Consider the following 26,381-nt stretch of genomic DNA (forward strand, 5'->3'; position numbering starts at 1 on the left):
CTGCCGCCGGTGGCGACCGAAGCGGTGCCGGTGGTGTTTACAGAGTCGCTGAAAGAAGCGCGCTGGACGCCGCAGGCCGGCACGCTACTGGAGCTGGCCGAAGCGCGCGGCCTGAGCCCGGCTTACAGCTGTCGCGCCGGACATTGCGGCAGCTGTAAGACAAAACTGGTGAAAGGTGCGGTGACTTACCCTTCCCGGCCAGACATCACGCTGGCGCAGGATGAGGTGCTGCTCTGCTGCGCGGTGCCGGCGCAAGTCGAAGACGGGGACGCGGCAGTGCAGCTGGCGTTGTGAGGTGAGTGCCCTCGGGGTATGCATTCAAACTGGCTACGGGTACGAACGGCACTTAACTCACGCTTCCGCAAGACTTTACCAATGATTGCTATGCGCTAGCGCTTTACCTTTAGAAACAACAGGATCAGGGACAAACTAAAGAAGAAGACGCGCTTCGCGATGTTGAATGGCTGTGCAGCAGCACCTCCTTGAACGGCAGCGGCTATTATGATCAGCTGCAATCCAAGACACCGCACACCTCATTCTGGTGGAACGAAAGCCGCGACAGCGGCAGACCAGACTCCGGTCGCGGTGGTTATCCAACCTGCCGCGAATGGTGGTCAAGCGGCGATACCGGCCTTGAGGCGCGAGTGGTCGATCAGGCATCGCAGGGAATGTGGCTATGTATGTCAGCAGCATTAAAAATGATGGGCAAAGATAACGCTGAACATAAAGAGAGCATTGTTCGCCGCCTGGTGAGCCCGGAGAGTTTGACCGTTTCTGAGAATGGTCGAACCTAAGCCGGTTATGGCGGAAATGTTGATTTCACGCTGGATAACACCGCCAGCCGCATTGGCGGTATTACGGGAATGTCATTGGATAAGTTTGGCTGCGTTCCCAGCGTTTGATGCTATGCGCCAGGCATTACCGATGGTGCAGGCATTATTGTTGATGGCGATATATGTGATGCTTCCATTGATATTGGCGTTCGGCAGTTATGAGTTCAAAACCGTTATTACTGTCAGCTTTGTGGTGTTCGCGCTTAATTTTCTGACGTTCTGGTGGGAACTGGCGCGTTGGCTGGACAGCTGGTTGATGGAAGCGCTTTATAGTTCTGATACGCATAGCCGCAGGAATGCTGCTGGGTTCCAGAACAGCTCTGATGATTTTATTATGAACTTTGTTATGGGGCGATGTTTATTGTGCTGACCGCGTTGTGGATGGCGGCGTTTGGCTGGGCTGGGATCAGAGTTGGCCGGATGGCTGAGATGTTTTCAAATGGGGACAAGAATGTGCAAGGAGCTGCAGGAAAAGCAGGTGAGACTATAAGCGGCGCCATCAAAAAATAGTCAATAAAATCACAATGTAAGAGTTTATTCATAGTCGGGAGGATATTAATAAATCATGATCATTGATCAAGTAATGCTAATGGGTTAGATTAAATATTGACCCACGAAGATAATTTGACTTAATGAACTTTGCTTGTAAGGATGCAGCAATGCTTGAAAAATTAGAATTAACGAAAAATGCCCAATTTTACGTCCTCAAGAATGATATTGGATTACAAGATATTAATGAGGATTTTATTTCACGTATTCTTAATGCTGCTGATGATAATATAGAGCCGGACCAAGAATACATCTTAAATACATTCCGAGACGTCGGAATTTTAATAGATCAAGACATTCAATATCGCTACTCAATTAAGATATTCCCAACAATAAGACCTGTTTATTTCATAGGCAAAGATGAAGAGGAAGATGGTTTATACGACCGAATACATGCATTCATAATAATATTTGAATTTGAGAACTATATTTGCATAGTTAAAAAGAGCTGTGCAAGTATTTCTGACAGTATCGAAGATAATTTCGACCTTATTACGAATGCAATGATTGCTGATACTTTCAATGATTCGGATGTGTCATTTCAGAGGATTTCCATGCGAAATATGACTGTCTCCGACAAAGCAATCAGGAATCGCTCCTATGAAGCAGCAGATCTTAAGGGAACTTTTTCAACTCATGCTGCTGGCAGGTCTATTCCTTTGTTCTTAAAGTATCGCCAAGGTTTAATTACAAGAACTATATCGGGTACAGGAAGATTAGTTGAATCTTCTCATAGAATAAACTTTGATGATTTAGCCTTATGGGCTTATAACCAGCTATCTCTAATTAAAAGTGGCGGCGGTGAAAAAGATTTTCTAGATGCCTTCGCAAAGCAAAAAAAACTCCAAGAAGTATTGGCTGTTACATCCCCAAATGCAATATTGATCGAGAGTTCATCATTATATGATCAACTCAATGAAGACAGCATTCCGATTAAGTATGTTAATAAAAAAGGAAATGATGTAGCGCTGAATACCAAAGAGATGGATAAATTATTTAGACATCTTGAAAGAGTTTACACTATTGATTCAGCTAATAGCATTGAGAAGGTTGTAGGAAAAGCAATCATTCGTTTCAATAATAAAACAATGACATTTGACTCGTCGTTTTTAAGATCATTAAAAGTAAATATTTCTGGCAGTGATGTAACACTACAAAGCTATATAATAAAAAATGGATTTTATAGCATCACATTTAATGATCCGAGATATATGTATTTCATAGGCAATTGCTTTCAGGATGATTCTGGAGTGGCTGAAATAGAAAGCATATTAGAAATGTTACATCCAATAAAAAACATGTCTTTAGTTAAGAGCGAAAAGGGGCATTTAGAAAAAACAGTGTTAATTTCTCACGTGACTCAATGTTTTATTTAGTTGAGAATGAGCACAAACGCGACGACTATGTTTTTTGTGACGACTTGGGGACTGAATGGGCTGACCACATAACATTTAATAAAAAAGATTCTTGCATCAATTTCATCCATTCTAAACATGGCCCGCAGAGTACTTCCGCAAGTAATCTTCATGATGTTATTGGTCAGGCAGTTAAAAACTTAGGCTATCTTAATTTTAGTCAGTCAGATTTAACTAAAAAAATGCATGATAAATTCTCTTCAGATTACAACTCCTATTCTGGCCCTACTCGAATCAAGAGGGTTAGAAAGGGCAATGCTACCAATTTAGATAAATATCTCACTGAATTACTAAAAGACTATAAGCTCCACAGAAAATGTATATTGAGCTGCTCATTTATATCTAAAAAGTTAATAGCAGCGGAATTTGGAAAAATTCAGAGGGGTGAAAAAGTAAGTGGTCACATTACTCAGTTGTTATGGATACTTTCCTCTTTTTCACATGCGGTAAAGGAAACAAGTGCAATACCTTTAATCTATTGTGATGAGTGATTGAAATTAAGAGTTATCATTCATCTATTTTATAACCTCCTGAATAATAGCCATATCCTTCAGGGCCATTTCTATAACCATCATTGAAATCATACTCAACTTCTTCGACAGGAATTGAGTATGATTTTGGTAGCAGAAGTGCCAGTAAAGCCAAAATCCCCAGCCCAATAAGTCCCGCTGTGTTGTAGAAGACGAATGCAACTAATATTAATGCAATGAAGACCATGCTAATAAATCCCGCATTAGCTATAACTATTTTAATTCTAGAGCCGCCAGCATGAGCTAGCATTTTGAATCTAAACTTAGAGAAGATGGTTGCAGTCGCTTTTACGATTGTGCCAGCAACTTTACCGTTATGGTAGCGTTGTTGTTCATTCTGTCGTCTCAATTAATTCATAAATATACAATAAGCATTAACCCTTATGATCATTTTTTCAACTAAATTGTGTCCAACAATTTGACGCAGAAAATCAGGCTCGCTAAATTTTGTTCGTTGCCATTGTTTACGCAACCAACAAAGCCCTCATGGCCTGAAAGGGGCACCACAGCGGCGGTCATCAGCGAAAGTTTCAGCAGCCTGTGAGAAACGCCATATGGCGGCTGCATCCGGGATAACCGGCAAAGCTACTCAACCTTTCCAAGTAGCGGGCAAAAGCAACGCCCAAGGTTTCCACTACATCACTACGGTTCAATCAACTTCATCTCATCGATACAAGCTACTGCGCACAGCCAGTTTGCGTGATCGTTTCCGCCATTTGGAACATTTGGCGACGAACGAACCTCGCAATTACAGGCAGAAGCTGCGCGGCGTCACTTGCGTTGGCGCGTAGCAACAACCAAGTGACGCGCGCAGCGCGTATACGTCAACACCACGTAATACGACCTTCTGCGACGACGCTTACCGTCTGACCAACACGTAGTCCGTTATTACAACCATCAACCACTCCAACATTCAGTGAACGTTAGCAACTTATCTGAGGAGGAAATCAACGCGATATCAAGGCGACATCAGCAAACCTGACGGACGGGGGCGTCCTGAGAAATCAGGAACCGGCATTAGCCGCGATCAGCCCTGAGAGCTGTGGGGACCTCGCAACAGCTTAACATTTCGCCGCCCCGATGCACAGATATCCGCTGAGACGCAGGAAGCGCAACCTGAAACCGTGCCGTCGGGGTAGAGATGTTTTGGAGGATGTATGTCACGCGGAAACAAGCAGTTCAGCAAGCAGTTGGTAACGCTGGCCAGACAATCTGGCGGCAGCTTTAAAACCGTTGCCGATCGTTCGCGTATAGCCGCACGGCTGGCTGAGCAGATGCTGAAACTCAACATCCAGATCAGGGACGTGAATCATATTAAGACGCATCACATCGAGAATTACGTTAGAAGCCGCTTGGCGGAAGATATTTCAAAGCGCACGCTGCAAAATGAGATGGCGGCGCTGCGCGCGATTCTGACTACTGCAGGCAGAACAAAGCTGGCCGATCCGAAGCATGAGAAGTTGAGTAACGATGCTCTCAAACTGTCTGGTGCCAGCCGAGCCGGATCAAAGACGGCTATTACGGACGAGCGCTTTCACGAGGCGCTCGCCCTTGTACGCAGTAAAGACGAAGGTGTAGCGCTGGCAATGGAGATTGCGCGTTATCTAGGGTTGCGAACGGAGGAAGCGGTACAGTCGGCCAAATCGCTCAAAACGTGGCAGCAGGCGCTGGCGCGAGGGGATGAAAGGTTACGTGTAGTGTTCGGCACTAAAGGCGGCAGACCGAGAGACACAACGGTCGTTAGGCGTGAAGACCTGATTCATAGCTTGAATGCTGCAGTGGCTTATTCATCAGAACATAACGGTAAGTTGGTTGATAAAGTTGGGCTTAGGAGCGCGATCGAACGCTACCGAAATGTGGCTAAAGATGCAGGACTTTCTGGGAAAGAAGCGCCGCATAGTTTGAGATATGCGTATTCGCGAGAAGCTACAGAATGGCATATGGATAAAGGCCTCAGCAGGAAAGAAGCTGAGGCGATGGTATCGATGGATTTGGGGCATGGGGATGGAAGAGGGGACTTCGTTAATAAAGTGTACAACCTCATTTCATAAGGTTAAATTGATTATACATATCAAAAAACAATCTCCCAAGAAGTTCATTTTGATAATCTGTCTTATCGAACCTTAAAACCACCTCTTCTTTAATATCATCAATTATGTCTAATTGATTATTGTTTTTCAGTTCATCAAAGTAATATTTTGCTCGTGAGAAGTTTATTGCTGCATCAACAAAATTGGCATATCTTTCACTCAATAAAAAAGTTTTAATTGATGATTTTGCTTCCTGATTGTCTGCTTTTAGCTCTATTTTTATTTTACTCCGAGATTGATCAATCATTTCTAAAGTATCGATCACTATATCCTTTTCATTACGCAAGCTAAATGATATTACTTCGCTATCAAACAACGGGTGTAAATGTTTATTTTCACTAAAGTCCTTTCTACCCTTCAGGTTTGAGTTGCAGCTATAACAAGATGGAATAAGGTTATACAAAGTCAGGGCTAAGTGAGGATATGAATCCTTATCATAATAATGGTCAAGTGTTGGCCGCATTCCTTTTCCTCTTTTTATGAATGTAAAAGAAAATGCATGGTTACAATATGGGCAAGTACGAGCAGTTGATGCTCCACACAGAGAATACGCATTATAAGCGCCACTTTTTCTAACAAACTTATTGTAATTTAATACTTTTTTTACTTCATTTCTCAGAGACTCTTCATACTTTGGAATGTGAGCATTATCAGCCACACTCCGTTTATATAACTGAATACTATTCAAAATCCGGTTATGTTCATTTGAAATGATATCGCCATGAACAATCTTTAGAAAATCATAGGCTAGGGGTAAAGCGATCTTACCCTTCTCTTGTTTTGTATAAAAGTCACTCAATACACTTTCAAGAAATTTGGCATGTTCAGCTTCTATGTTTTTCCAACTGCCTATTATAGAGATAATCATACTATTCACTCCCTCTCAAGGCGTAGTATTTCTTTTTTCAATACTGGGTTGTCAATGCAACTTATAATATATTTATCTTTCTCTGAAGTTCTACCTGACTTCATATTTCTGACAACTTCATTGATTCGTGATGAAGCAAACTCACCAATAGTTTTTGCACCGAAAGAATTACTCAGCAATGAGTGTATTGGAGATGCAAATGCTACACTTGCGTCTTTTCCTGAATCAAGTCTGCATATGAAATCGCTAGGTATATCCGTAGCTAACAGAGGTGAGTGAGTTGATAATATCAATTGAATTACTTCAAAGCCGAACCTGATTTTAAAGTCTTTCAATACGAGATTTAATTGGTACACATATAGTCGTTGCCATTCAAGATGAAGAAATGCATCTCCTTCATCTATCAGTATTACTATTTTTTTAAATTTATCTTTCTTTAATGTTTCTAACTTCATTGATAATGAAATAACCTGGTTTATTACTGCTAATTGTCCAGAGCTTAGGTTATTCACTTCCAGCTTAAAGAAATTACTTACCTGATACCTATCTAGTACGTTTTCATCTTTAGGTAGTGACATCGGTAATTTTAAATCATCATCGCTGAAAACATTTAATGACTCTTCATGGAAACTAAGAAATCTCTCTATCCTTTCAATTTCCGCTTGTTCTTCATCAGCTAGGGGGATGTTATTTCTTTCTGAATCAAATTGAGATAGAAATATATTCATGGCTCTTCTTGTCTTCTCGGAGTCCCGTCCTTTTAAAGTTGATGAGATATAAATGAAAGTGGCAAAAACTTTACTCGGTGAATGATTTGACGATAAATATTGCAGTATATCTTCAAGTAAATTGAATAAATCCACTCTATCAACCCCTAATCTTGTCAAATCTTTTGTAAACGGGTTGGAGGGAGCAGATATAGAATCAATAATCTGTTGCATTCTATTAAATCTCTGGAAAAATATGGGTGTGTCTGAGCTTCCGGAAATTGAAGATTTATAATTTGCTATCAAGTTTGTTAACAGTGAATATAGAATTTTTTTTATGTTGTTATTCGACGCGGCAACAATATTTAACTCTATGCCATATAACTCTAAAATATAGGCGTAATCAATTATTTTTTTCACATCAAGATTTGGTTTTAAAGATGATGCATCCTGAAAGCTTTTCCTTCGCGGGAAGTCAGGCCTGAATGGCACCGGTGTAAAGTATATACACCCCCAGTCTTTGCCTTTTAAAGTCTCATCAGTTGTGTAGCTAATATGGCATCCAGTAGAGAAACTCCCACCCAATTTAGAGGTAATTTCGTTGACAATTGCCTTTAAAAATTGGGTCTTTCCGCTGCCATTCTCACCGATTAAAAGTGAGATTGAGTCAATATCAAATATTGATGCTCCAAGACCGCCTTCATCATAAAGTTTTATTTCCTTATTATTAAATGAAATGTTAGAGATCATTACAGCTCCTAAAAACTTGCATTATAAAAGATTTTGTATTAGATATTTTCATTACGTTTACGAATGACAGCTAAGCTTCACGGACCTGAAAGAAGCGCCAACTGGCGGTCCCTATACCCGCACACCTTTAGAGCGGGTGCCATCTACGATGGTCAAGGTTCCCTCATCACTTCGCCGCACGGCACGCAGTACCCACCCTAACGGGGATTTAATCCCGTTAGCGGATAAATCCCCCTCTTTTCACATCTGGAGGATTTACCCATGGGCTATTGCCATTGCTTCACCCAACTGAAATCAGTACCTGACGACCAGTGGTTACTGTTCACCGTACAACTTTCAAACGTGTTTTCGATAATACAAAACCGGCTTGTTCCTGGCCATAAGCCACCGTTAGTGCTTTGCACATGCGATGGCCGCTACCCACTGCGGCAGCCCGCTGTCCTGATAGTACAAAGCGGTATTCTATAACCCGCTATCTCTTTTAACGGCGAAGAGAAGGAAGATCTTGAGTATGAAAGTTTCTTCCCTGGCCAACATTCGTCTGGCAGTGAATTCTGCAAGACATCGTTCAACTGGTCACCAGACCGGCCTTGTGACTCCATGGTGCAAGCCACACTACTTCTGACGCATCGATTTTGCGTCGGCTGCTATGATTTCTCATCAGATGGCACGCTTTCTGAATGGCTTGATGTTCAGAAGTGGCTTACAAAGCACTTTGGTGGCCAATGGCCAAGACCTGAAGCAATCCTTCATAACCTCGAGTAACCACCCTCAATTTCAACCTGCCCAGTGGCGTATCATTTCGCCATTACGTGAAGGGATACGCCACGTAAGGAGTATCCCACGCAGACCAAACACATAAAACCTAAATCCCAAACCGACTAAGCTGATCTCTACCAGCAAGTCATCGGCAAAATCGTAGCGTCGATCGAGCGAGAAGTTTTATCCTGGTGTAAACCCAGGCGAGACAGTAAGCGTCCCGCTGAATCTCCGATCCTATTCAACGCGCCGACCCGCCGCCACTACTACGGAGTAAATATCACGCTGTTATGGTTAGTAACCGAGGAGCAAGATTTTCAGTCCTGTCACAAACATCTGCCACATCCGAATTATCAGATTAATGGCGGGCTTTGTGCTGATAGGCGCGGTCAGACACTGGAAATGCTAAACACTCCCAGCATGCATGTGACTTAAGTTGAATTAAATCGCGCGTGTTACAATTCTGCTGCTGGTTTAATTGTATTACCGAAAACCTTGAAAATCATATTTGATTAATAAAAATAACATCCATGCTTTCTTAATTAATTGATGTCATATACTGTAATTATGCAGAAACAATAGAAGAGAATTTTCGAGTAATACAATGGGAAATGGGATCGTCCATAACTGTAAGCATTACCTTTAAAAACTCATAAAGGCGTTTGTAATTAACATAAGGCAACAGTACGGCAATTATTGTTAGTGCCAATAAAAAAAGGGTATCAGCGCTAACTGATACCCTTTCAGAAGGTTGGCTTTAAACCAGGATGGTGCATTTACTCTGCACTCACCGTTGCTGGAACGCCACCTTCTTTCAGTCACCCGTCAGAAAATGTCTTTCTGACCAGTGCCTTGATGTGAGTGGTGCCCGGACGCGGAATCGAACCACGGACACGGGGATTTTCAATCCCCTGCTCTACCGACTGAGCTATCCGGGCAACGGGGCGCATTAAACCTTACTCGCGCCGTACCGTCAAACGCTTTTCGGTAAAAATCAGCTGACTGCTGCCTTTTGCAGCAACCGCCGGACCCGATGGTAAAAACCTGCGCAACCGCGTTATTTAGTGATGAATTTTTAGCCACCCACGCCGATAACCGTGCTGACATCCCATAACCATAATAAGGTCCACCATGTTCAGCACGATTACATCGGGAATCCTGTCGCGCCTCGCGTGGCAGAAACGCAGTCACAGCAGCGCAACGCTTAGTTCGCTGCAGGAGGCCATCGCTATGGTTGAGTTTACGCCTGATGGTCACATCCTCACCGCTAACACGCTGTTTCTGGAGCGCATGGGCTACACGCTGGCAGAAATTGTCGGCCAGCATCACAGCCTGTTCTGCACGCCGGATATGGTGCAGTCACCGCAGTATCGCGAGTTCTGGCAGCGTCTGAATCGCGGCGAAGGCTTCAGCGATAAGTTTTTGCGCGTGGCGAAGCACAGCCGTCCGATCTGGCTGGAAGCCAACTACGTACCGGTGCAGGATCGCCACGGCCGGGTGATCAAAATCGTCAAGCTGGCGAGTGATATCACCGCGCGCATCATGGATGCGCAGGAGCAGCGCGCCATGACCACCGCCATTGAGCGCTCGATGGCGGTGATTGCCTTCAACCTCAAAGGTGAAGTGCTGATGGCCAACGATAACTTCTTCAATACCATGGGCTATCGCGCTGATGAGATTATCGGTCGCCATCACAGCCTGTTCTGTCCGCCCGAAATGCGCACCAGCGAGGCCTATCGCCGCTTCTGGCACAAGCTCAATCAGGGTGAATACATTTCCGGCCAGTTCGAGCGCGTCAATAAGCAGGGCAATACCGTCTGGCTGCGCGCCACCTATAATCCGGTGTTTAACAGCGCCGGCGAGCTGTACAAAGTGGTGAAGTTCGCCACCGACGTTACCGCGCAGGTGGAAAAAAACCAGCTGGAGCGCGAAGCAGCGCAGCAGGCCTGGCAAACCGCGCTGCATACCAGCGAAAGCACACAACAGGGTGCGGCGGTCATTGAGAACAGCGTGCAGAATATCAATGCGCTGGCCAGCGAACTGCACGGTATTTCTGGTGATATCAATGATCTGAGCGACTCCTCCGATCGCATCGGCGCCATCGTGGAAAGCATCCGCCGTATTGCCGACCAAACCAATCTGCTGGCGCTCAATGCGGCAGTGGAAGCCGCGCGCGCCGGTCAGCATGGCCGCAGCTTTGCCGTGGTTGCCAGTGAAGTACGCACCCTCGCAGCGAACATCAATCGCGCCACCAGCGAAATCGAGAATCGGGTGAGGCATAACCATCTGCTGGCGGATAAGGCGCAGAAAGGCATCGCGTCGAACCTGAAACGTGCCGATCAGGGCGTAGTGCTCGCGCAGCAGGCGGGCGGTGTGATTGCCGAAATTCGCGGCAGCTCCAGTGAGGTGGTGCGCGCCATCAGCCACGTCGCCGATGCACTAAAAGCCCCGCAGTAAGCGCCGTAGCGTGCACTGGCCGGCGGTGACATAAAAGTGTCATCGCCGTGCCGTAACCTAAGATTATTCCTAATCAACGCCAGACTCTTTCTCATGCAGCAGCCTGATTTCCGCACCGGGCTTAGCGCCCTGACGGGTCGTGCCCGCGCGCGTTCGCTGTGTATTGCGGTGCCGTTCGTCACGCCAGCGATGGACAACACGGCGGTAATGGCGCTGTTTAGCGAACACAAAGATTTGATTGGCCTGCCGGTGGTGGAAAACGGCACGCCGTTCGGCATGATCAACCGCCACATCTTTCTGTCGCAAATGACGCGCCCGTTCTTCCGCGAGCTGTACGATCGTAAAAGCTGTATCGCCTTTATGGATAAACAACCGCTGGTGATCGATGCCGAAACCGAACTCGATCGGGTCGCGCAGCAGGTGGTCGCCAGCGGGGATAAATCAGTAACCGATGGTTTTATCGTGACTGAACAGGGCCGCTATATTGGCATCGGTCTGGGTATCGACCTGATTCGTACCGTCTCCGATTTGCAGGCGCAGCAGCATCAGCAAATTTTACAGAGCATCGATTACGCGCGGGTGATTCAGGACGCGATGCTGGACCGCTCGCGGCAGCAGATGGCGCAGCAGCTGAGCGACTGGTGCCTGCACTGGCAGCCGCGCGATGGCGTGGGCGGCGACTATTACGCCTTTCACCGCGACGAGCACGGCTGGCTGGCGCTGATTGCCGACTGCACCGGTCACGGCATTCCCGGCGCGTTTATGACGGTGATTCTGCATGCGGCGCTGGAGCGTGCGCTGCAGCACAACCATCGTACGCCGTCTGCCCTGCTGCAGGCGCTTAACCGCCACATCAAACAAACCCTGGGCCAGCTTAACGCCTCGCAGCAGACTTCGCTGTCCAACGACGGCTGCGATGCGATTGCGCTGCGGCTGGAGACGGCCAGCCATCAGCTGAGCTGGGCCAGCGCGCGCATGCACGCGGTGCTGCAGCCGGTACAGGGTGAAGCCGCCGCGCTGCAGGCCGATCGCGTCGGCGTTGGCTATACCGATACACCGCACGACTATTGCTGGCCGCAGCAGCAGCGCACACTGCAGCCCGGCGATGTGCTGCTGGTGATGAGCGACGGCGTGACCGATCAACCCGGCGGCGCGCGGCAGATTATGTTCGGTAAAAAGCGGATTCAGACGGTCATTGCACAACATAAAACCCTGCCGATGGCCGAGCTCTCCACGGCGTTTGCGCAGGCATTTCTTCACTGGCAGGGCAACCAGCCGCGACGCGATGACGTCACCTGGTTTGGCCTGCGTTATTAACGAGCCTCTTATGCATCCAGCTTCCACCGGCACGCACCTGCCGCCCGACAGCGTTGCGCTGCACTATACCGGCTTCTTTTCGCCGCAGAACATCACCGCGATGGGTGAAGTGATCAAAGTGTTTCTGGAAAACCAGCAGGCCCCGCTGAAAGTGCGCCGCCGGCTGTTCTCCAGCTTTGTCGAGATTGTGCAGAATATCCTGCGCTATTCGCAGGACAGCCGTACCCTGAGCCACGCCGAACAGCACTTTCGCTTTGGCACCGTAACGCTGCACGTGGATGGCGATAACTACGTGCTGGAGAGCAGTAATCAGGTCGAACAGGCCGCCTGCGAGCAGCTGCGCGACTGGCTCGATCTGCTGCGTACCATGAGTAACGACGAAATTAAGCAGGCCTACCGTGTCGGTCTGCGCACCGAGAGCCCCGCCACCAGCAAAGGGGCCAATATCGGTTTGCTGACGCTTGCCCGTGATGTCAGTGAACCGCTGGAGTATGAACTGCGTCCGCTGCCCGCCAGCGGCTACGCCACGTTTTGGCTTAAAGCCACCATTCACCAGGATTGAGGTTGTATGCAAAACCTGATTATCGCTGCCACTGAGAGCACGCCCGAAGTGAGTTTTGATTTTGCCACCCGCCAGTTTGCGCTGCGCGGCGAGTCGTGGCCGGAGAACGCGGCGGCGTTTTATCGCCCGCTGCTGGATGCCCTTGAGCAGTGGCAACCCACCGACAACGACGCCGTGGTCGTCACTATCGCGCTGCGCTACTTCAACAGCTCCAGCACCAAAATGCTGTTCAGCCTGTTCGATCTGTTCAACCAGCTGGCGCAGCGCGGTCAGCGCGTCACGCTGAACTGGCTGTTTGATGCGGAAGATGACATCGCGGAAGAGTTTGGTCAGGAACTGGCGCTGGATTTTACCGATCTGCAGGTTAATCTGCAGGCGGAACTGGCGTCATGATGGACCTCAATGAGCTGTTCCGTGAAGAGAGCGAGGTGCTGAATCGCTCACAACATGTGGCGGCGCAAAACACGCTGAGCGCGCAGGATTACCGCGAGGCGCTGCTGCATCTGAATCACCACTATCAGCGCCTGATGCGCGAAACCTGGCGGCTGATCTCCCGCAGCGATCGCGCGGAGCGCGAACTAAACCGCGTGAATGAGCAGTTGAACCAGCTGGCGCAGGAGCTGGAGTACAAAGCCAGCCACGATCCGCTGACGGCAGTGTGGAATCGCGGCGCGATTATTCAGCGCATCAGCCAGACGCTGGAGAGCGGTCCGGCGGCGTTGATCATTCTGGATATCGACCACTTCAAAAAAATCAACGACGAATACGGCCATCCGATGGGCGATAAGGTGATTTGCGGGCTGGTGACGCGCATTCAGGCGCACTGCCCGGCCGGCGCCAGCATTGGCCGCATCGGCGGCGAAGAGTTTACCGTGCTGCTGCCGCACTATCGCCTGTCCGACGCGGTGATTGTCGCCGGTGCGATCCACGCCTCGCTTAACGCCTCGCCGCTGGCGGTGCTGCCGCAGCAACTGGTGACCGCCAGCCTCGGCGTGAGCTACGGTAAGCCGGGCTCCGATTTCGACACGCTATACAGCAATGCCGATGCCGCGCTCTACGATGCCAAACACCACGGCCGCAACCGGGTATTTTTCCGCTGATCAATGCACCTGCGCGGTGCTGGCTGTCTGCATCGGCACGCTGCTATCCGGCGGCGGCAGGAAGATATGGTCGAGGATATTGCGCATCACCGGCGCGGCCGTAATGCCTTCGTTACCGCCGTTTTCCAGAATCAGCGCCACCGCCACCTGCGGGTTGTTAAACGGCGCAAAGGCGGTATAGAAAATGTGGTCGCGCAGGCGCACCGGAATCATCTTCGCGTTGTAAGTCTGGTTCTGCTTCAGGCTAAACACCTGCGACGTACCGGACTTGGCGGCGATGCCGTACGGCGCGGTATGGAAATATTTATAACCGGTGCCGTTAGGCGCGTTAGCCATACCAAACATGGCGTGCCGCACCAGCGACCAGTACGGTGATTTCGCATCGCCAATCTGCGGCTGCGGCGCGGTCGGCTGATAAAGCTGCTGCCAGGTGCCGCGCTGTGCTTTAGCCAGCAGGTGCGGATTAATCACCCGGCCGTTATTGATCAGCGCTACCATGGCTTTCACCATCTGAATCGGCGTGGCAATCCAGTAGCCCTGGCCGATGCCCACCGATACCGTATCGCCCTGATACCACGTATGTTTATGCACTTTCTGCTTCCATTCGCGGCTTGGCAGCAGCCCGGCGTACTCTTCATTCAAATCGATACCGGTAGGTTTGCCGTAGCCGAACTGGCTGAGCATGCTGTGGATGCGGTCGATGCCCATCATGAACGCCACCTGATAGAAGAAAGTGTCGGCGGACTCTTCAATCGCTTTGGTGACGTCGAGCATGCCGTGGCCGGACTTTTTCCAGTCGCGGTATTTGCGATCGGTGCCCGGCAGCGTCCAGGTCGGCGCGCCAAAGAAGGTGGTGCCCGGCGTAATCACTTTGCTCAGCAGCGCCGACATCGCCATGTAGGGTTTTACCGTCGATGCCGGTGGATACAGCCCCTGGGTGACGCGATTGATCAGCGGCAGGTTTTTATCCTGCAGCAGCGTTTTATAGGCTTTGTAGCTAATGCCCTTCACGAACGGGTTGGGATCGTAGCTCGGGCTGGAGACCATCGCCAGCACGCCGCCATCGTGCGGATCCTCAATCAGCACCGCCGCACGCTGCCCGGCCAGCTGGCTCTCCACATACTGCTGCAGATGCAGATCCAGCGTCAGCCAGATGTTTTTGCCTGCTACCGGCGGCACCTCTTTCAGCACGCGCACGATGCGGCCGTGGTTATCCACTTCCACTTCCTGATAGCCGGTTTTGCCGTGCAGCAGAGATTCGTAGTAGCCCTCAATGCCCTGCTTACCGATGTTGTGGTCGGCGGCGTAATTCTCCCCGACGCCCTCGGCATTGAGCCGCTTGTAATCGTTATCGTTAATCTTCGACACGTAGCCGACCACGTGCGCCAGATCGGCGCCGTACGGGTATTCCCGATCCTGATAGGTATCGATGGTGACGCCGGTGAAGCGGAACTGATTGACCGAGAAGCGCGCCACCTCTTCGTCGGTGAGCTCGGCCTTCAGCTCCACCGGTTTATAGCGGCTGCTCTGCTTCAGTTCATGCTCAAAGGTTTCGATATCATCCGGTGTCAGATCGACGATAGGCGTCAGCGCCTTCAGCGTCGCCTGCATGTTGTCGATTTTGTACGGCGTGACGAGGATGTCGTACCAGGTAACGTTGCGCACCAGCGGGATGCCGTTGCGATCGAAGATCAGCCCGCGCGTCGGCGCGATGGGGATCATTTTGATGTCGTTCTCGTTGGAACGCGTCTGGTAATAGCTGTGCTGATCCACCTGTAAGCGATACAGGTTGATGCCAAGAATGGTGAAGCAGATAACAACCAGGGCAAACGCCACCAGCGCGCGGCGCACAAACAGTTTCTCTTCGGCTTCGAAATTGCGGAAATTCATCAGGGGCTTAGTCTCTTCATTATCACGCTAATGATAGGGAGAGATCGCCGCAGAGCCAGCAGGAAGATGCACAAGCCTGGGTAAAAGTGTGTCAGATGTTTACGGTGGAGCGGCTGCGTCAGGAATGCGGGACAGGGCGTTGACCGGCTAATAAACGTTGCTCGATCAGTCCCCTCTCCCGCGGGCGGGAGAGGGTTAGGGTGAGGGCGAAGAAAAACCCAGGAAAATCAATCCCCCAGCAGCACCGACTCCAGCGCGATCTTAATCATATCGTTGAACGTCGTCTGACGCTCTGCCGCGGTGGTTTGCTCGTGCGTACGGATATGATCCGACACGGTACAGATGGTCAGCGCTTTGGCACCAAACTCTGCCGCCACACCATAGATGCCGGCCGCTTCCATCTCCACACCGAGGATGCCGTACTTCTCCATCACGTCGAACATCTGCGGGTCCGGCGTATAGAACAAATCAGCGGAGAAGATGTTACCGACGCGCGCGTCCACGCCCAGCGCTTTAGCCGCGTCAACCGCGTTACGCACCATATCGAAATCCGCGATGGCGGCAAAATCGTGATCCTTGAAACGCATGCGGTTAACTTTTGAGTCGGTGCAGGCACCCATACCAATCACCACATCACGCAGTTTCACGTCTGCACGCACTGCACCGCAGGAACCCACACGAATGATCTTCTTCACGCCGAAATCGGTGATCAGCTCTTTGGTGTAGATCGAGCAGGATGGAATACCCATACCGTGGCCCATCACGGAGATTTTGCGGCCTTTGTAAGTCCCGGTGAAGCCCAGCATGCCGCGCACGTTGTTCACTTCGACCACATCGTCGAGGAAAGTCTCGGCAATGTGTTTTGCACGCAGCGGATCGCCTGGCATCAGCACCACGTCCGCGAAATCGCCCATTTCGGCATTAATATGAGGAGTTGCCATTGTTGTTCTTCCTTATCAAAAAGTGGTGGCTGTTTTACAGCAAGCTTTTGCCGTAGTCCATGCTGGACAGGCCAAAATAGCTGGCGATGGTCTGGCCGATATCGGCGAAGGTATCGCGGTAACCCAGCGAGCCCGGTTTTACTTCTGGACCGTAGATCAGAATCGGGATGTGCTCGCGCGTGTGCTCGGTGCCATGCCAGCTCGGATCGCAGCCGTGGTCAGCGGTGAGGATCAGGATATCGCCCTCTTTCACCAGCGCCATCAGCTCCGGCAGACGACGGTCAAACAGCTCCAGCCCACCGGCATAACCGGCGATATCGCGGCGATGGCCCCAGGTCGAGTCAAAATCGACGAAGTTGGTGAACACTATCGAGTTGTCCGGCGCCTTCTTCATCTGCTCAATGGTGGCGTCAAACAGCGCATCCAGACCGGTGGCTTTAACTTTTTGCGTGATGCCCTGCTCCGCGTAGATATCAGCGATTTTACCCACTGAAATCACTTCGCCGCCCTTCTCATCCACCAGCTTTTTCAGCATGGTCGGTGCCGGTGGTTCGACCGCCAGATCGTGACGGTTACCGGTGCGCTGGAAGTTACCGGCTTTATCGCCGACAAACGGACGCGCGATTACGCGGCCAATGTTATAGCCGCCGTTGGTCAGCTCTTCACGCGCAATTTCACACAGCGCGTACAGGCGATCGAGGCCAAAGGTCTCTTCATGACAGGCAATCTGGAACACCGAATCTGCCGAGGTGTAGAAAATCGGCTTGCCGCTTTTCATATGCTCCTCGCCCAGCTGGTCGAGAATTACCGTGCCGGAGGAGTGGCAGTTGCCAAGATAGCCCGGCAGATCGGCGCGTTTTACCAGCGTATCCAGCAGCTCCTGCGGGAAGCTGTTCTCTTTGTCGCTGAAGTAGCCCCAGTCAAACAGCACCGGCACCCCGGCGATTTCCCAGTGGCCGGACGGCGTATCTTTGCCCGAAGAGAGTTCGCTGGCATAGGCGTAAGCGCCGATAATTTCCGCCTGCGGATCCAGTCCCGGCGGGAAGCGGCCGGTAGAGAGTTCCGCCGCTTTGCCAAGGCCGAGCGCGGTCATGTTGGGCAGATGCAGCGGACCTTCGCGGCCTTCATTGGCGCGGCCTTCAAAGCACGCTTCGGCGATATGGCCGAGCGTATCCGATCCTTCATCACCGAATTTATCGGCGTCTTTGCTGGAACCAATCCCGAAGGAGTCGAGAACCATAATAAAAGCACGTTTCATGCAAGTCTCCTGCGCCATAGCGCGATGACAAGTCAAAAAAAAGCGATCAGATCAGTATACCCGAACGGCCGCTGCCTGGCACGCAGTTACGCCACTATTCGCTGATGCGGCGATACACCACCGGCATGGCCTCCGGAGCGTGGTCGCTGAGCGTTATCGCCGCTTTCACTGCCGCAGCGGCCTGCTGCCACTGTGCTTCCGACGCGGCATGAATCACCGCCAGCGGCTGCTGCGCATTGACTTCACTGCCCAGCGTGATCATGTCGCTGAGGCCCACGCTGTAATCAATGCTGTCGCTGGCGCGCTGACGGCCACCGCCCAGCGCCACCACCGCCATGCCCAGCGCCCGCGTGTCCATGGTGCTGACGATGCCGGGACGATCGGCGTACACCGCTTTGCTCAGCATCGGTGCCGGCAGGTAGCGGTCCATCTGCTCGATGAAATCCGTCGGGCCGTTCTGCGCCGCCACCATGCGGGCAAACACCTCAGCCGCTTTACCGTTATCCAGCACCTGCTGCAGTTTTTGCCGCGCTTCGGCTTCGTTCGCCGCCAGTTTGCCGGAGATCAGCATCTCAGCGCACAGCGCCAGCGTGACCTCCAGCAGCCGCGGATTGCGCGCCTCGCCGGTGAGGAAATGCACCGCTTCGCGCACTTCCAGCGCATTACCGGCGCTCGACGCCAGCACCTGGTTCATGTCGGTGAGCAGCGCGGTGGTTTTGCATCCCGCGCCGTTGGCGACGCCGACAATCGCCTGCGCCAGCTGCTGCGAGGCCTCAAAGGTTGGCATAAACGCCCCGGATCCGACTTTGACATCCATCACCAGCGCGTCTAATCCTTCGGCTAATTTTTTGGCGAGGATCGAGGCGGTGATCAGCGGAATAGAATCCACGGTAGCGGTGATATCGCGCGTGGCGTAGAACCGCTTGTCCGCCGGCGCCAGCGAATTAGTCTGACCGATAATGGCAACGCCGACCTGTTTGATGATCTGGCGGAAGCGATCGTCGCTGGGGAAGATATCGAAGCCGGGAATGGCTTCCAGCTTATCCAGCGTGCCGCCGGTGTGACCGAGGCCGCGCCCGGAAATCATTGGCACGTAGCCGCCGCAGGCCGCCACCATCGGACCCAGCATCAGCGAAGTGACATCGCCCACGCCGCCGGTCGAGTGTTTATCAACAATCGGTCCATTGAGATTCAGCGCCTGCCAGTTGAGTACCGTGCCGGAATCGCGCATCGCCATGGTCAGCGCCACGCGCTCTTCCAGGCTCATGTCGTGAAAATAAATCGTCATCGCCAGCGCGGCGATTTGCCCTTCAGACACGCTGTTATCACGCACACCATTGATGAAAAAGCGGATTTCCGCTTCGCTCAGCGGCTGGCCGTCGCGTTTTTTACGAATAATTTCTTGTGGCAGGAACAAGGTTGCCTCCCCGGAAAAGCGATGTATCGCTGAATGACAGCCGCCAGCTGCGCAGCAATGCGCACCTGACGGCAGTAACATCGTGGGCCGCCATTGTGGCGACCGCGTGGATCAATAACCGGCTTTGCTGGTCGCCGTAGCGTGACCCAGGGTATTCAGCAGGCTGGCTAACAGGCTGGAAGCGCCGAAGCGGAAATGACGCGCATCCGCCCAGCCGCTGCCGAGGATGTCGTCGGCCAGCTGCAGGTAGATAGCGGCATCTTCCGCCGTGCGCACGCCGCCAGCCGGTTTGAAGCCCACCTGCTGCTGCACGCCTTTGTCACGGATTACCTGCATCATGATCGCCGCTACCTCTGGCGTGGCGTTGACCGGCACTTTACCGGTAGAGGTTTTGATGAAATCCGCACCGGCATCGATCGCGATTTCGGACGCTGCACGAATCAGCGCCTCCTCTTTCAGCTCGCCGGTTTCAATGATCACTTTCAGCAGCACGTTCGCCGCCGCGCAGGCCTCTTTACAGGCTTTTACCAGCGCAAAGCCGACGTCACGATTACCGGCAATCAGCGCACGGTACGGGAACACCACGTCAACTTCATCCGCGCCATAGGCGATTGCCGCACGGGTTTCCGCCAGCGCGATGTCGATGTCGTCGTTACCGTGCGGGAAGTTAGTGACGGTCGCGATGCGGAGTTCCGGCGTGCCCTGCTCGCGCAGCGTTTTACGTGCAATCGGGATAAAGCGCGGATAGATACAGATCGCCGCCGTGTTACCGGCCGGTGATTTCGCCTGATGGCACAGCGCGATCACTTTTTCATCGGTGTCGTCTTCATTCAGGGTGGTCAGGTCCATCAGTTGCAGCGCGCGCTGCGCGGCCGCGTTCAGATCGGTCATGGTGCTCTCCAAAGTCAGGCCGGTGAAATCTGCTCACCGGAGAATGTGATAATTATAACAACCCACGCCGCGTGGAATTGCGAGGTTTGTCACAAGGAAAAGGAAACCGCGCTCTGATATACATGCATTTAGCGATTTTAATCACATTAAATCGCTATTTTGCCGAACAGCGCGGCATGATGCGATTGTGATTATTATCACAAATGTTGCCGCAAAAAGGTATCGGATATCGTTAAAGCGTAGTTAATTTGCGACAGAGCGGGAGTTGTCAGCACATCATCAGAAGTGGCAGAGGCGTTGCAGCGACGCGATTCATCGCGCAATAAATTGTGCCGCTGGCAAAACTGCAACGGCGATTAACCGTGACGGCGCTATTAGATGAAGTGAAGGGGCGGCAGGCGCAGGATCAATACTCAATCCGGCAGCGCGAACAAACGCAGGCTGTTGTGCCACAGCGCGTCGGCGATCTCATCGGGCGGTTCCGGGCGCAGCTGGCACAATACTTCGAACACATTACGCGCGCGCTCCGGGCGATTTGGCTGGCCCTGAAAACCGTGCAGCGGCATATCCGGCGCATCGGTTTCCAGCAGCAGCGCCTGCAATGGCAGGCTGGCGATGGTGTGGCGGGTTTTGCTGGCGCGCGCATAAGTGATAGTGCCGCCGACACCAATCGCGTAGCCAAGGGCGATGAAACGCTCCGCCTGCTGCTGGCTGCCGGCAAAGCCGTGCACCACGCCGCGTCGCGGCACGTCGTGACGGCGCAGATACTGCGCCAGCTGATCGTGCGTACGTCGCGAATGCAGGATCACCGGCAAATCATAGCGCTTTGCCAGCTTCAGCTGCGCCTCCAGCAGCCGGGTTTGCCGCGCAAAATCCGGCGCTTCCATATACAGATCCAGCCCGATCTCCCCGATCGCCACGCGTTTTACATCCGGCGTTTGCAGGTGCTGCTCAAGGCGATCGAGATCGTCATCCTGATGTTGTGCAATATTGATCGGGTGCAGCCCGAGCGCGCTATACAGCGCCGGATGCTGCTGTGCCAGCTGGCTCACCACGGCAAAACGGCTGGCATCCACGCACGGCACGATGATGCGTTCCACACCCGCCTGCGCCGCCTGCGCGATACTGTGTTCGGCAGCGGTGACAAATGGCGGAAAATCAAAGTGGCAGTGGGTGTCGATAAATCTCATGCCAGCGATCCTGCATCGTAGTCGGCGTCATTGCCCGCCAGCGGCGGCGTGCTGACCGGCCGGTTATCCGGCGCGTTGGCGACGGCGGCAGGCGGCGTCACGGCAATCGGTCGCGCCAGCGGTTCAGCATCGCTCAGCCACTGGCCCAGCGTCGCCAGGAAATAGCGCCCGCTGCGGCGGCCCAGATGATAATCCTGATTCAGTGACGCCAGACGACTGCCCAGCGCCATGCTGGCCAGCGGCTTGGGCGGAAAGATTTCAATGATGCGCAGATTATCCGGCGGCTGTTCAATAAACTGCTGAATCTGGCGGTAGCTCTCTTCGTGCTGATGCAGGATATTGATCATCGGCTGCAGGGCGCTGTCGCTCAGCCAGCGCTCCATGCGTTTAAACCACTTCGGCGTATACGCCATCTGTGACGGCACGGTACGGATCACCACAATGGTATCGGCGCCACGCCGCGCCGCTTCGCGCACCGGAATGGCGTCGCTGATGCCGCCGTCGAGATAGCTCACGCCATCCATCAGCACGCCGCTGCGGTAGAAACCGGGGATCGCGCTGGAAGCCTTAATGATGTCATGCCAGGTCAGGTTGGTGGGATTGAAATACTGCGCGCTGTAATCATCGCTGCGGCAGGCGCACATGTAAAATTCGCTGCCTTTGGCAAACAGGCTTTCGGCGCTGCTCAGCGCCAGCGGGAACTCCTGTTTAGTGATATCCACTAACCAGTCAAGATCGATCAGGTGGCCACCGCGTACAAAACGCAGCGGATCGAAAAACAGTTTACTGGTGGTGTAACGGGTAATCACGCGCCGCGCATAACCGGGCTGAGCACAGACAAAAGCTGAGAGGTTTTGTGCACCGGCCGACGTGCCGAGCATTAACTGAAAGGGGTTAAAGCCTGCGCGCTGAAATTCATCCAGTACGCCCGCCGTGAAGATGCCGCGTTGCCCGCCGCCTTCGCAGACCAGTGCGATCTTTTTGGATTTGAATGGCGTGAGTGCCAGTGGCTCAAAGGTGTCCAGCGACACCGGGATGCGTATTCCCAATGGATGTCCCTCAGTGTTTGCTGCTCTGAGGGAGGCGCTTAATCAGCATCCCGGAGAACCAGTCATTGTCGTTCCCTGACCAACCGCATCCTGCAATCGTCGCGGCGCACCTTCAATGGTGGCAATGACTGGCCTCCGCTTTATGTGACTAGCGGGTTAACATGGTTAACGCAGTGGGTCAGGGTCGTTTGCGCCCGGTAAACAGGCTCACGAGGAACAGAATAATACCGACAATAAAGACAATTTTAGCTGCCCATGCTGCCGTACCCGCCAGACCGCCAAAACCTAATGCTGCAGCAATCAGAGCGATGACCAGAAAGATAATACCCCAACGAAACATAAGCCTCTCCTTTACCATAGTGAAAATCGAACTGCTTATTCTTCACATCACTGTTTTTAATACGGAACGGCACCGTTGGTGATGCCGTTCCGGTTGCGTTAAGATTTCACCTTGAGGTCATTCTTCACGCTTTTCACGCCTTCAATGGCTTTGGCGATCTTCTCAGCCCGATCGGACTGGGCCTGATTCGCCACTTCCCCGGACAGCTGTACCACGCCATCGGTGGTTTCCACCTTCACGTTGCGCGATGGCACAATGTCATCTGCTAAAAGTTTAGCTTTTATTTCACTGGTGGTTGCTGCATCACCTGCATAACCTTTCAATGAACTCTGTTTGCTGTCTCTGACGTGTAGTTTGTCGCTGACGGATTTAACCCCTTCCACCTTCTGCACCAGCGCCACAGCCTTCTCGGCCTGGTCCTGCGAGGTGACAAAACCGCTCAGCGTCACGACACCTTGCTGCGTTTTGACGGAGATATCCGTACTTTTAATCGCTTCATCGTCCACCAGCGCGGCTTTGGCTTTGGCGGTGATGCCGCTGTCATCCATAAAGCCATCGACTTTTTTCATAGAACTATCGATTTTGGAACCCGCGCTGCTGCTGGTATCAGCCGCCATTGCCGCGCCGCTTAACAGCGCAGTACCGGCCAGTGCAGCAATCAGGGTTTTAGCAATCTTAGTCTTATTCATCGATATCATCCTTCAATCAGTTAACCCACTCGCAACCGCGAATGCGCCAGCAACACACCACGTTGCTGCGTGATGGACGTAATCAGACCCACAGGTCCGTTTTCTCGTCCGACAGAATAATCATAGTAGGGATTACAGCTTTTGCTGGCTTTTGTGGTTGATATCTCGCCAAAAAGCGATAACCGCAGCGCAATTAAGAGGAGTCTGTATCGGAGAAAACCGGGCGGCAGAAAGCAGCAGCCCGGTGAAGACGGCGAACTTAGTGTTCGCGCGTTTTACGGAAGGTCACGTCAGGATAGCGCTCCTGCGTGATGTTGAGGTTGACCATGGTCGGGGCGATATAGGTGAGGTTGTCACCGCCATCGAGCGCCAGGTTGATCTCGTTTTTGCGCTGGAAATCGTCGAACTTCTTCGCATCGCTGCATTCAACCCAGCGGGCAGTCGACACGTTGATGGCCTCGTAAATCGCCTCAACGTTGTACTCGCTCTTGAGACGCGCCACGACCACATCAAACTGCAGCACGCCCACCGCACCCACGATCAGATCGTTGTTGTGCACCGGACGGAACACCTGCACGGCGCCCTCTTCCGACAGCTGGACCAGCCCTTTCAGCAGCTGTTTCTGCTTCAGCGGATCGCGCAGGCGAATGCGACGGAACAGTTCCGGGGCGAAGTTCGGAATACCGGTGAACTTCATGGTTTCGCCCTGGGTGAAGGTGTCGCCAATCTGGATGGTGCCGTGGTTATGCAGGCCGATGATATCGCCCGGATAAGCTTCTTCAACGTGCGAACGGTCGCCCGCCATGAAGGTCAGCGCATCGGAGATCACCACATCTTTACCGGTGCGCACCTGACGCAGTTTCATGCCCTTCTCATATTTGCCGGACACCACGCGCATAAAGGCCACGCGGTCACGGTGTTTCGGGTCCATGTTGGCCTGAATCTTAAACACGAAGCCGCTGAACTTCTCCTCTTTGGCTTCGACTTTGCGGGTATCAGTCTGGCGCGGCATGGGCGCCGGCGCCCAGGCAACCAGACCATCCAGCATGTGATCGACACCAAAGTTGCCCAGCGCGGTACCAAAGAACACCGGCGTAATTTCGCCGCTCAGGAACAGCTCTTTGTCGAACTCGTGCGATGCACCCTGCACCAGCTCCAGCTCGTCGCGCAGCTGCTGCGCCAGCTCTTCGCCGACGGCCGCGTCCAGTTCCGGGTTCGCCAGCCCTTTTACCACGCGCACTTCCTGAATCGTGTGGCCTTTGCCGCTCTGATACAGGTAAGTTTCGTCGTTGTAGAGGTGATACACGCCTTTGAACAGCTTGCCGCAGCCAATCGGCCAGGTGATCGGCGCACAGGCGATTTTCAGCTCGCTCTCAACCTCATCCAGCAGTTCCATCGGATCGCGAATGTCGCGGTCCAGTTTGTTCATAAAGGTGATGATCGGCGTGTCGCGCAGACGGGTCACTTCCATCAGCTTGCGGGTACGATCCTCAACCCCTTTCGCGGCGTCGATCACCATCAGGCAGCAATCCACCGCCGTCAGCGTACGGTAGGTATCTTCCGAGAAGTCTTCGTGCCCGGGGGTATCCAGCAGGTTAACCAGGCTGTCGCGATACGGGAACTGCATCACCGAGGTGGTGATGGAGATACCGCGCTGCTTCTCCATCTCCATCCAGTCTGATTTGGCATGCTGGCTGGAGCCGCGACCTTTAACGGTACCGGCGGTCTGGATCGCCTGTCCGAACAGCAGGACTTTTTCGGTGATTGTGGTTTTACCGGCGTCCGGGTGCGAGATGATCGCAAAGGTACGACGGCGCGCCACTTCTTCTAAAAAGGGAGCAATAGACATGAGTGAATTCTTCTTCAGGGCAACGCGCGAGCGGCGCGCTGCGAATAAATCATTCCGGAGCCAGTCCGGCGGATAACGGTGCCAACGGCGACGCATGCGCGTCGGGTCACAGCAGGGTGTGTGCGATCTACATTGGCGGCAGTCCGGTTATCCCATCAGCATTGAGGCGGCATAGCATACAATATTTCAGCAGGCGGGGGAATCTGCGGCAGGATGAGACGATGCTCGCGCAGTTCAGGACATGTCTTGTAAACACTAAGCGATGTCTGGCTGAGAATGCCTCTCCGGAACCGTCACCCCGGCAAGGACAGCAAAATGACTCTACAGCTTAACCCACATACCTACAGCCCGTCGCACCGAAACGCCGCCCTGTCGTCGCCCGCGCAGATGTACCGCAAACCCGGCGAGATGCTGCTGATCAACGCGCCGGATAACGCCGCCGTGCCAGCCATCGGTCGCGCTGATTTTTCCCGCAGCAGCCTGCCGGCGCACCTGCATTATCTGCTCACGCCGCGTCCCGGTTTTTCTGCCGGTCAGCATTTTGTCCCGGAGTATCCGTACATGCTGGACGCCGCGCTGTCGGTCACTGCCCGCCGGGGCGCGGTGTCGTTAGCACCGTATCACGCCGACAGCGACAAGTGCGCGCTGGTGATTGAGCGGCAGACGCTGGTGAAGTTTGATCTGCCGCCGCTACACGATTTGGTGCTGAGCTACATCGGTCTCAACACCTACTTTAGCGAAGTGCGCTTCTACAACCGTGCCGGACGCATCGTGGCGTTTCGTCGCCTGAACGCCAGCAAAAAGCGCCACGAAGTATTCTGCTTCGCTGGCATGAAGCCGGTCTCACTGGTGATTGAGACCAGCCAGCACAGCTCGATTTTGCTCGATGAGATGGTGTGGAATCAGACCGTGGGCGTGGGCGCGCGCTGA

At 52.5% G+C, this 26,381-nt stretch carries 23 protein-coding genes, 1 tRNA gene and 2 pseudogenes; 12 read left to right on the forward strand and 14 right to left on the reverse strand.

Annotation, left to right across the window (positions count from 1 at the left end; translation table 11 throughout):
• The 4 genes and pseudogenes from FT726_RS14960 to FT726_RS14975 all read left to right on the forward strand — a co-directional run.
• Window positions 1-294, forward strand: a 294-nt coding sequence (locus FT726_RS14960) for a 2Fe-2S iron-sulfur cluster-binding protein (RefSeq protein ID WP_346302978.1), incomplete at its 5' end; no start/stop codon positions are given.
• A gap of 68 nt (window positions 295-362) precedes the next feature.
• Window positions 363-1,343: pseudogene (locus tag FT726_RS14965) on the forward strand (conjugal transfer protein TraG N-terminal domain-containing protein); the annotation flags it as partial.
• Window positions 1,344-1,492: 149 nt separating this feature from the next.
• On the forward strand, window positions 1,493-2,758 hold the full coding sequence (locus FT726_RS14970) for a hypothetical protein (RefSeq protein ID WP_346302979.1): 1,266 nt from the start codon (window positions 1,493-1,495) through the stop codon (window positions 2,756-2,758).
• The gene (locus tag FT726_RS14975) at window positions 2,746-3,288 is read left to right on the forward strand and encodes a hypothetical protein (RefSeq protein WP_346302980.1); all 543 of its coding nucleotides are present in this window, start codon (window positions 2,746-2,748) and stop codon (window positions 3,286-3,288) included. The genes FT726_RS14970 and FT726_RS14975 overlap by 13 nt, the downstream gene beginning before the upstream one ends.
• 16 nt (window positions 3,289-3,304) lie before the next feature.
• Here the strand turns inward: FT726_RS14975 and FT726_RS14980 are convergent, their stop codons facing one another.
• The gene (locus FT726_RS14980) at window positions 3,305-3,676 is read right to left on the reverse strand and encodes a hypothetical protein (RefSeq protein ID WP_275026449.1); all 372 of its coding nucleotides are present in this window, start codon (window positions 3,674-3,676) and stop codon (window positions 3,305-3,307) included.
• Window positions 3,677-4,484: 808 nt separating this feature from the next.
• Here FT726_RS14980 and FT726_RS14985 point away from each other — a divergent pair.
• Window positions 4,485-5,378, forward strand: a complete 894-nt coding sequence (locus FT726_RS14985; RefSeq protein WP_275026451.1) for an integrase domain-containing protein — start codon at window positions 4,485-4,487, stop codon at window positions 5,376-5,378.
• Here FT726_RS14985 and FT726_RS14990 read toward each other — a convergent pair.
• Window positions 5,368-6,285 carry a hypothetical protein gene (locus tag FT726_RS14990; RefSeq protein WP_275026453.1) on the reverse strand — a complete coding sequence of 306 codons (918 nt, stop codon included), beginning with the start codon at window positions 6,283-6,285 and terminating at the stop codon, window positions 5,368-5,370. The genes FT726_RS14985 and FT726_RS14990 overlap by 11 nt on opposite strands.
• Window positions 6,286-6,290: 5 nt before the next feature.
• A complete protein-coding gene (locus tag FT726_RS14995; RefSeq protein ID WP_275026455.1) occupies window positions 6,291-7,742 on the reverse strand; it encodes an AAA family ATPase in 1,452 nt (483 codons plus the stop codon).
• Window positions 7,743-8,642: 900 nt separating this feature from the next.
• Between FT726_RS14995 and FT726_RS15000 the strand changes: the two are divergent.
• A pseudogene (locus FT726_RS15000) lies at window positions 8,643-8,936 on the forward strand (ArdC-like ssDNA-binding domain-containing protein); the annotation flags it as partial.
• A 427-nt stretch (window positions 8,937-9,363) separates the two neighbouring features.
• Here the strand turns inward: FT726_RS15000 and FT726_RS15005 are convergent.
• Window positions 9,364-9,439, reverse strand: a tRNA-Phe gene (locus FT726_RS15005).
• 193 nt (window positions 9,440-9,632) lie between these two features.
• On the opposite strand from FT726_RS15005, the gene FT726_RS15010 reads away from it, so the two are divergent.
• From FT726_RS15010 to FT726_RS15030, 5 genes are all read left to right on the forward strand, one after another.
• Entirely contained in the window at window positions 9,633-10,958 is a 1,326-nt protein-coding gene (locus FT726_RS15010) for a PAS domain-containing methyl-accepting chemotaxis protein (protein ID WP_282996806.1), read from the forward strand.
• 93 nt (window positions 10,959-11,051) lie between these two features.
• Window positions 11,052-12,275, forward strand: a complete 1,224-nt coding sequence (locus tag FT726_RS15015; protein WP_141496221.1) for a SpoIIE family protein phosphatase — start codon at window positions 11,052-11,054, stop codon at window positions 12,273-12,275.
• Between the two features lie 10 nt (window positions 12,276-12,285).
• Window positions 12,286-12,837, forward strand: a complete 552-nt coding sequence (locus tag FT726_RS15020; protein ID WP_058774864.1) for a SiaB family protein kinase — start codon at window positions 12,286-12,288, stop codon at window positions 12,835-12,837.
• A 6-nt stretch (window positions 12,838-12,843) separates the two neighbouring features.
• Window positions 12,844-13,230, forward strand: coding sequence for a DUF1987 domain-containing protein (locus FT726_RS15025; protein ID WP_021507651.1), 387 nt, complete (start codon window positions 12,844-12,846; stop codon window positions 13,228-13,230).
• On the forward strand, window positions 13,227-13,937 hold the full coding sequence (locus FT726_RS15030) for a diguanylate cyclase (protein WP_346302981.1): 711 nt from the start codon (window positions 13,227-13,229) through the stop codon (window positions 13,935-13,937). The genes FT726_RS15025 and FT726_RS15030 overlap by 4 nt, the downstream gene beginning before the upstream one ends.
• On the opposite strand, the gene mrdA is transcribed toward FT726_RS15030, so the two are convergent.
• The 10 genes from mrdA to prfC form a co-directional block, all read right to left on the reverse strand.
• On the reverse strand, window positions 13,938-15,827 hold the full coding sequence (gene mrdA / locus FT726_RS15035) for a penicillin-binding protein 2 (protein WP_288423174.1): 1,890 nt from the start codon (window positions 15,825-15,827) through the stop codon (window positions 13,938-13,940).
• A gap of 227 nt (window positions 15,828-16,054) precedes the next feature.
• Window positions 16,055-16,768: a purine-nucleoside phosphorylase gene (gene deoD, locus FT726_RS15040; RefSeq protein WP_021507654.1), complete on the reverse strand. Its 714-nt coding sequence runs from the start codon at window positions 16,766-16,768 to the stop codon at window positions 16,055-16,057.
• A gap of 34 nt (window positions 16,769-16,802) precedes the next feature.
• Window positions 16,803-18,026 (reverse strand): phosphopentomutase, encoded by a 1,224-nt coding sequence (gene deoB, locus FT726_RS15045; protein ID WP_021507655.1) that lies wholly within the window; start codon window positions 18,024-18,026, stop codon window positions 16,803-16,805.
• A gap of 94 nt (window positions 18,027-18,120) precedes the next feature.
• Window positions 18,121-19,443 carry a thymidine phosphorylase gene (gene deoA, locus FT726_RS15050; protein WP_346302982.1) on the reverse strand — a complete coding sequence of 441 codons (1,323 nt, stop codon included), beginning with the start codon at window positions 19,441-19,443 and terminating at the stop codon, window positions 18,121-18,123.
• Window positions 19,444-19,554: 111 nt separating this feature from the next.
• Window positions 19,555-20,334, reverse strand: coding sequence for a deoxyribose-phosphate aldolase (gene deoC / locus FT726_RS15055; protein WP_288423168.1), 780 nt, complete (start codon window positions 20,332-20,334; stop codon window positions 19,555-19,557).
• 413 nt (window positions 20,335-20,747) lie between these two features.
• Window positions 20,748-21,524, reverse strand: a complete 777-nt coding sequence (locus FT726_RS15060; protein ID WP_346302983.1) for a TatD family hydrolase — start codon at window positions 21,522-21,524, stop codon at window positions 20,748-20,750.
• Window positions 21,521-22,573, reverse strand: coding sequence for a patatin family protein (locus FT726_RS15065; RefSeq protein WP_031279725.1), 1,053 nt, complete (start codon window positions 22,571-22,573; stop codon window positions 21,521-21,523). The genes FT726_RS15060 and FT726_RS15065 overlap by 4 nt, the downstream gene beginning before the upstream one ends.
• Before the next feature lie 178 nt (window positions 22,574-22,751).
• Window positions 22,752-22,913: a DUF1328 domain-containing protein gene (locus tag FT726_RS15070; RefSeq protein WP_007893192.1), complete on the reverse strand. Its 162-nt coding sequence runs from the start codon at window positions 22,911-22,913 to the stop codon at window positions 22,752-22,754.
• A gap of 98 nt (window positions 22,914-23,011) precedes the next feature.
• Window positions 23,012-23,602 carry a molecular chaperone OsmY gene (osmY, locus tag FT726_RS15075; protein ID WP_021507660.1) on the reverse strand — a complete coding sequence of 197 codons (591 nt, stop codon included), beginning with the start codon at window positions 23,600-23,602 and terminating at the stop codon, window positions 23,012-23,014.
• Window positions 23,603-23,861: 259 nt separating this feature from the next.
• A complete protein-coding gene (prfC, locus tag FT726_RS15080) occupies window positions 23,862-25,451 on the reverse strand; it encodes a peptide chain release factor 3 (protein WP_021507661.1) in 1,590 nt (529 codons plus the stop codon).
• A gap of 315 nt (window positions 25,452-25,766) precedes the next feature.
• Between prfC and FT726_RS15085 the strand changes: the two genes are divergently transcribed.
• Window positions 25,767-26,381 (forward strand): hypothetical protein, encoded by a 615-nt coding sequence (locus FT726_RS15085; RefSeq protein WP_346302984.1) that lies wholly within the window; start codon window positions 25,767-25,769, stop codon window positions 26,379-26,381.

The organism is Pantoea sp. Morm (assembly GCF_016643525.1).
Classification (GTDB): domain Bacteria; phylum Pseudomonadota; class Gammaproteobacteria; order Enterobacterales; family Enterobacteriaceae; genus Pantoea; species Pantoea dispersa.

What these genes read in the sequence shown, in the direction of transcription:
- FT726_RS14970 (WP_346302979.1), top strand. Translation starts at nt 1,493, where the DNA reads ATGCTTGAAAAATTAGAATTAACGAAAAATGCCCAATTTTACGTCCTC.
- FT726_RS14975 (WP_346302980.1), top strand. Translation starts at nt 2,746, where the DNA reads ATGTTTTATTTAGTTGAGAATGAGCACAAACGCGACGACTATGTTTTT.
- FT726_RS14985 (WP_275026451.1), top strand. Translation starts at nt 4,485, where the DNA reads ATGTCACGCGGAAACAAGCAGTTCAGCAAGCAGTTGGTAACGCTGGCC.
- FT726_RS14990 (WP_275026453.1), bottom strand. Translation starts at nt 6,285, where the DNA reads ATGATTATCTCTATAATAGGCAGTTGGAAAAACATAGAAGCTGAACAT.
- FT726_RS14995 (WP_275026455.1), bottom strand. Translation starts at nt 7,742, where the DNA reads ATGATCTCTAACATTTCATTTAATAATAAGGAAATAAAACTTTATGAT.
- FT726_RS15010 (WP_282996806.1), top strand. Translation starts at nt 9,633, where the DNA reads ATGTTCAGCACGATTACATCGGGAATCCTGTCGCGCCTCGCGTGGCAG.
- FT726_RS15015 (WP_141496221.1), top strand. Translation starts at nt 11,052, where the DNA reads ATGCAGCAGCCTGATTTCCGCACCGGGCTTAGCGCCCTGACGGGTCGT.
- FT726_RS15020 (WP_058774864.1), top strand. Translation starts at nt 12,286, where the DNA reads ATGCATCCAGCTTCCACCGGCACGCACCTGCCGCCCGACAGCGTTGCG.
- FT726_RS15025 (WP_021507651.1), top strand. Translation starts at nt 12,844, where the DNA reads ATGCAAAACCTGATTATCGCTGCCACTGAGAGCACGCCCGAAGTGAGT.
- FT726_RS15030 (WP_346302981.1), top strand. Translation starts at nt 13,227, where the DNA reads ATGATGGACCTCAATGAGCTGTTCCGTGAAGAGAGCGAGGTGCTGAAT.
- mrdA (WP_288423174.1), bottom strand. Translation starts at nt 15,827, where the DNA reads ATGAATTTCCGCAATTTCGAAGCCGAAGAGAAACTGTTTGTGCGCCGC.
- deoD (WP_021507654.1), bottom strand. Translation starts at nt 16,768, where the DNA reads ATGGCAACTCCTCATATTAATGCCGAAATGGGCGATTTCGCGGACGTG.
- deoB (WP_021507655.1), bottom strand. Translation starts at nt 18,026, where the DNA reads ATGAAACGTGCTTTTATTATGGTTCTCGACTCCTTCGGGATTGGTTCC.
- deoC (WP_288423168.1), bottom strand. Translation starts at nt 20,334, where the DNA reads ATGACCGATCTGAACGCGGCCGCGCAGCGCGCGCTGCAACTGATGGAC.
- FT726_RS15060 (WP_346302983.1), bottom strand. Translation starts at nt 21,524, where the DNA reads ATGAGATTTATCGACACCCACTGCCACTTTGATTTTCCGCCATTTGTC.
- FT726_RS15070 (WP_007893192.1), bottom strand. Translation starts at nt 22,913, where the DNA reads ATGTTTCGTTGGGGTATTATCTTTCTGGTCATCGCTCTGATTGCTGCA.
- osmY (WP_021507660.1), bottom strand. Translation starts at nt 23,602, where the DNA reads ATGAATAAGACTAAGATTGCTAAAACCCTGATTGCTGCACTGGCCGGT.
- prfC (WP_021507661.1), bottom strand. Translation starts at nt 25,451, where the DNA reads ATGTCTATTGCTCCCTTTTTAGAAGAAGTGGCGCGCCGTCGTACCTTT.
- FT726_RS15085 (WP_346302984.1), top strand. Translation starts at nt 25,767, where the DNA reads ATGACTCTACAGCTTAACCCACATACCTACAGCCCGTCGCACCGAAAC.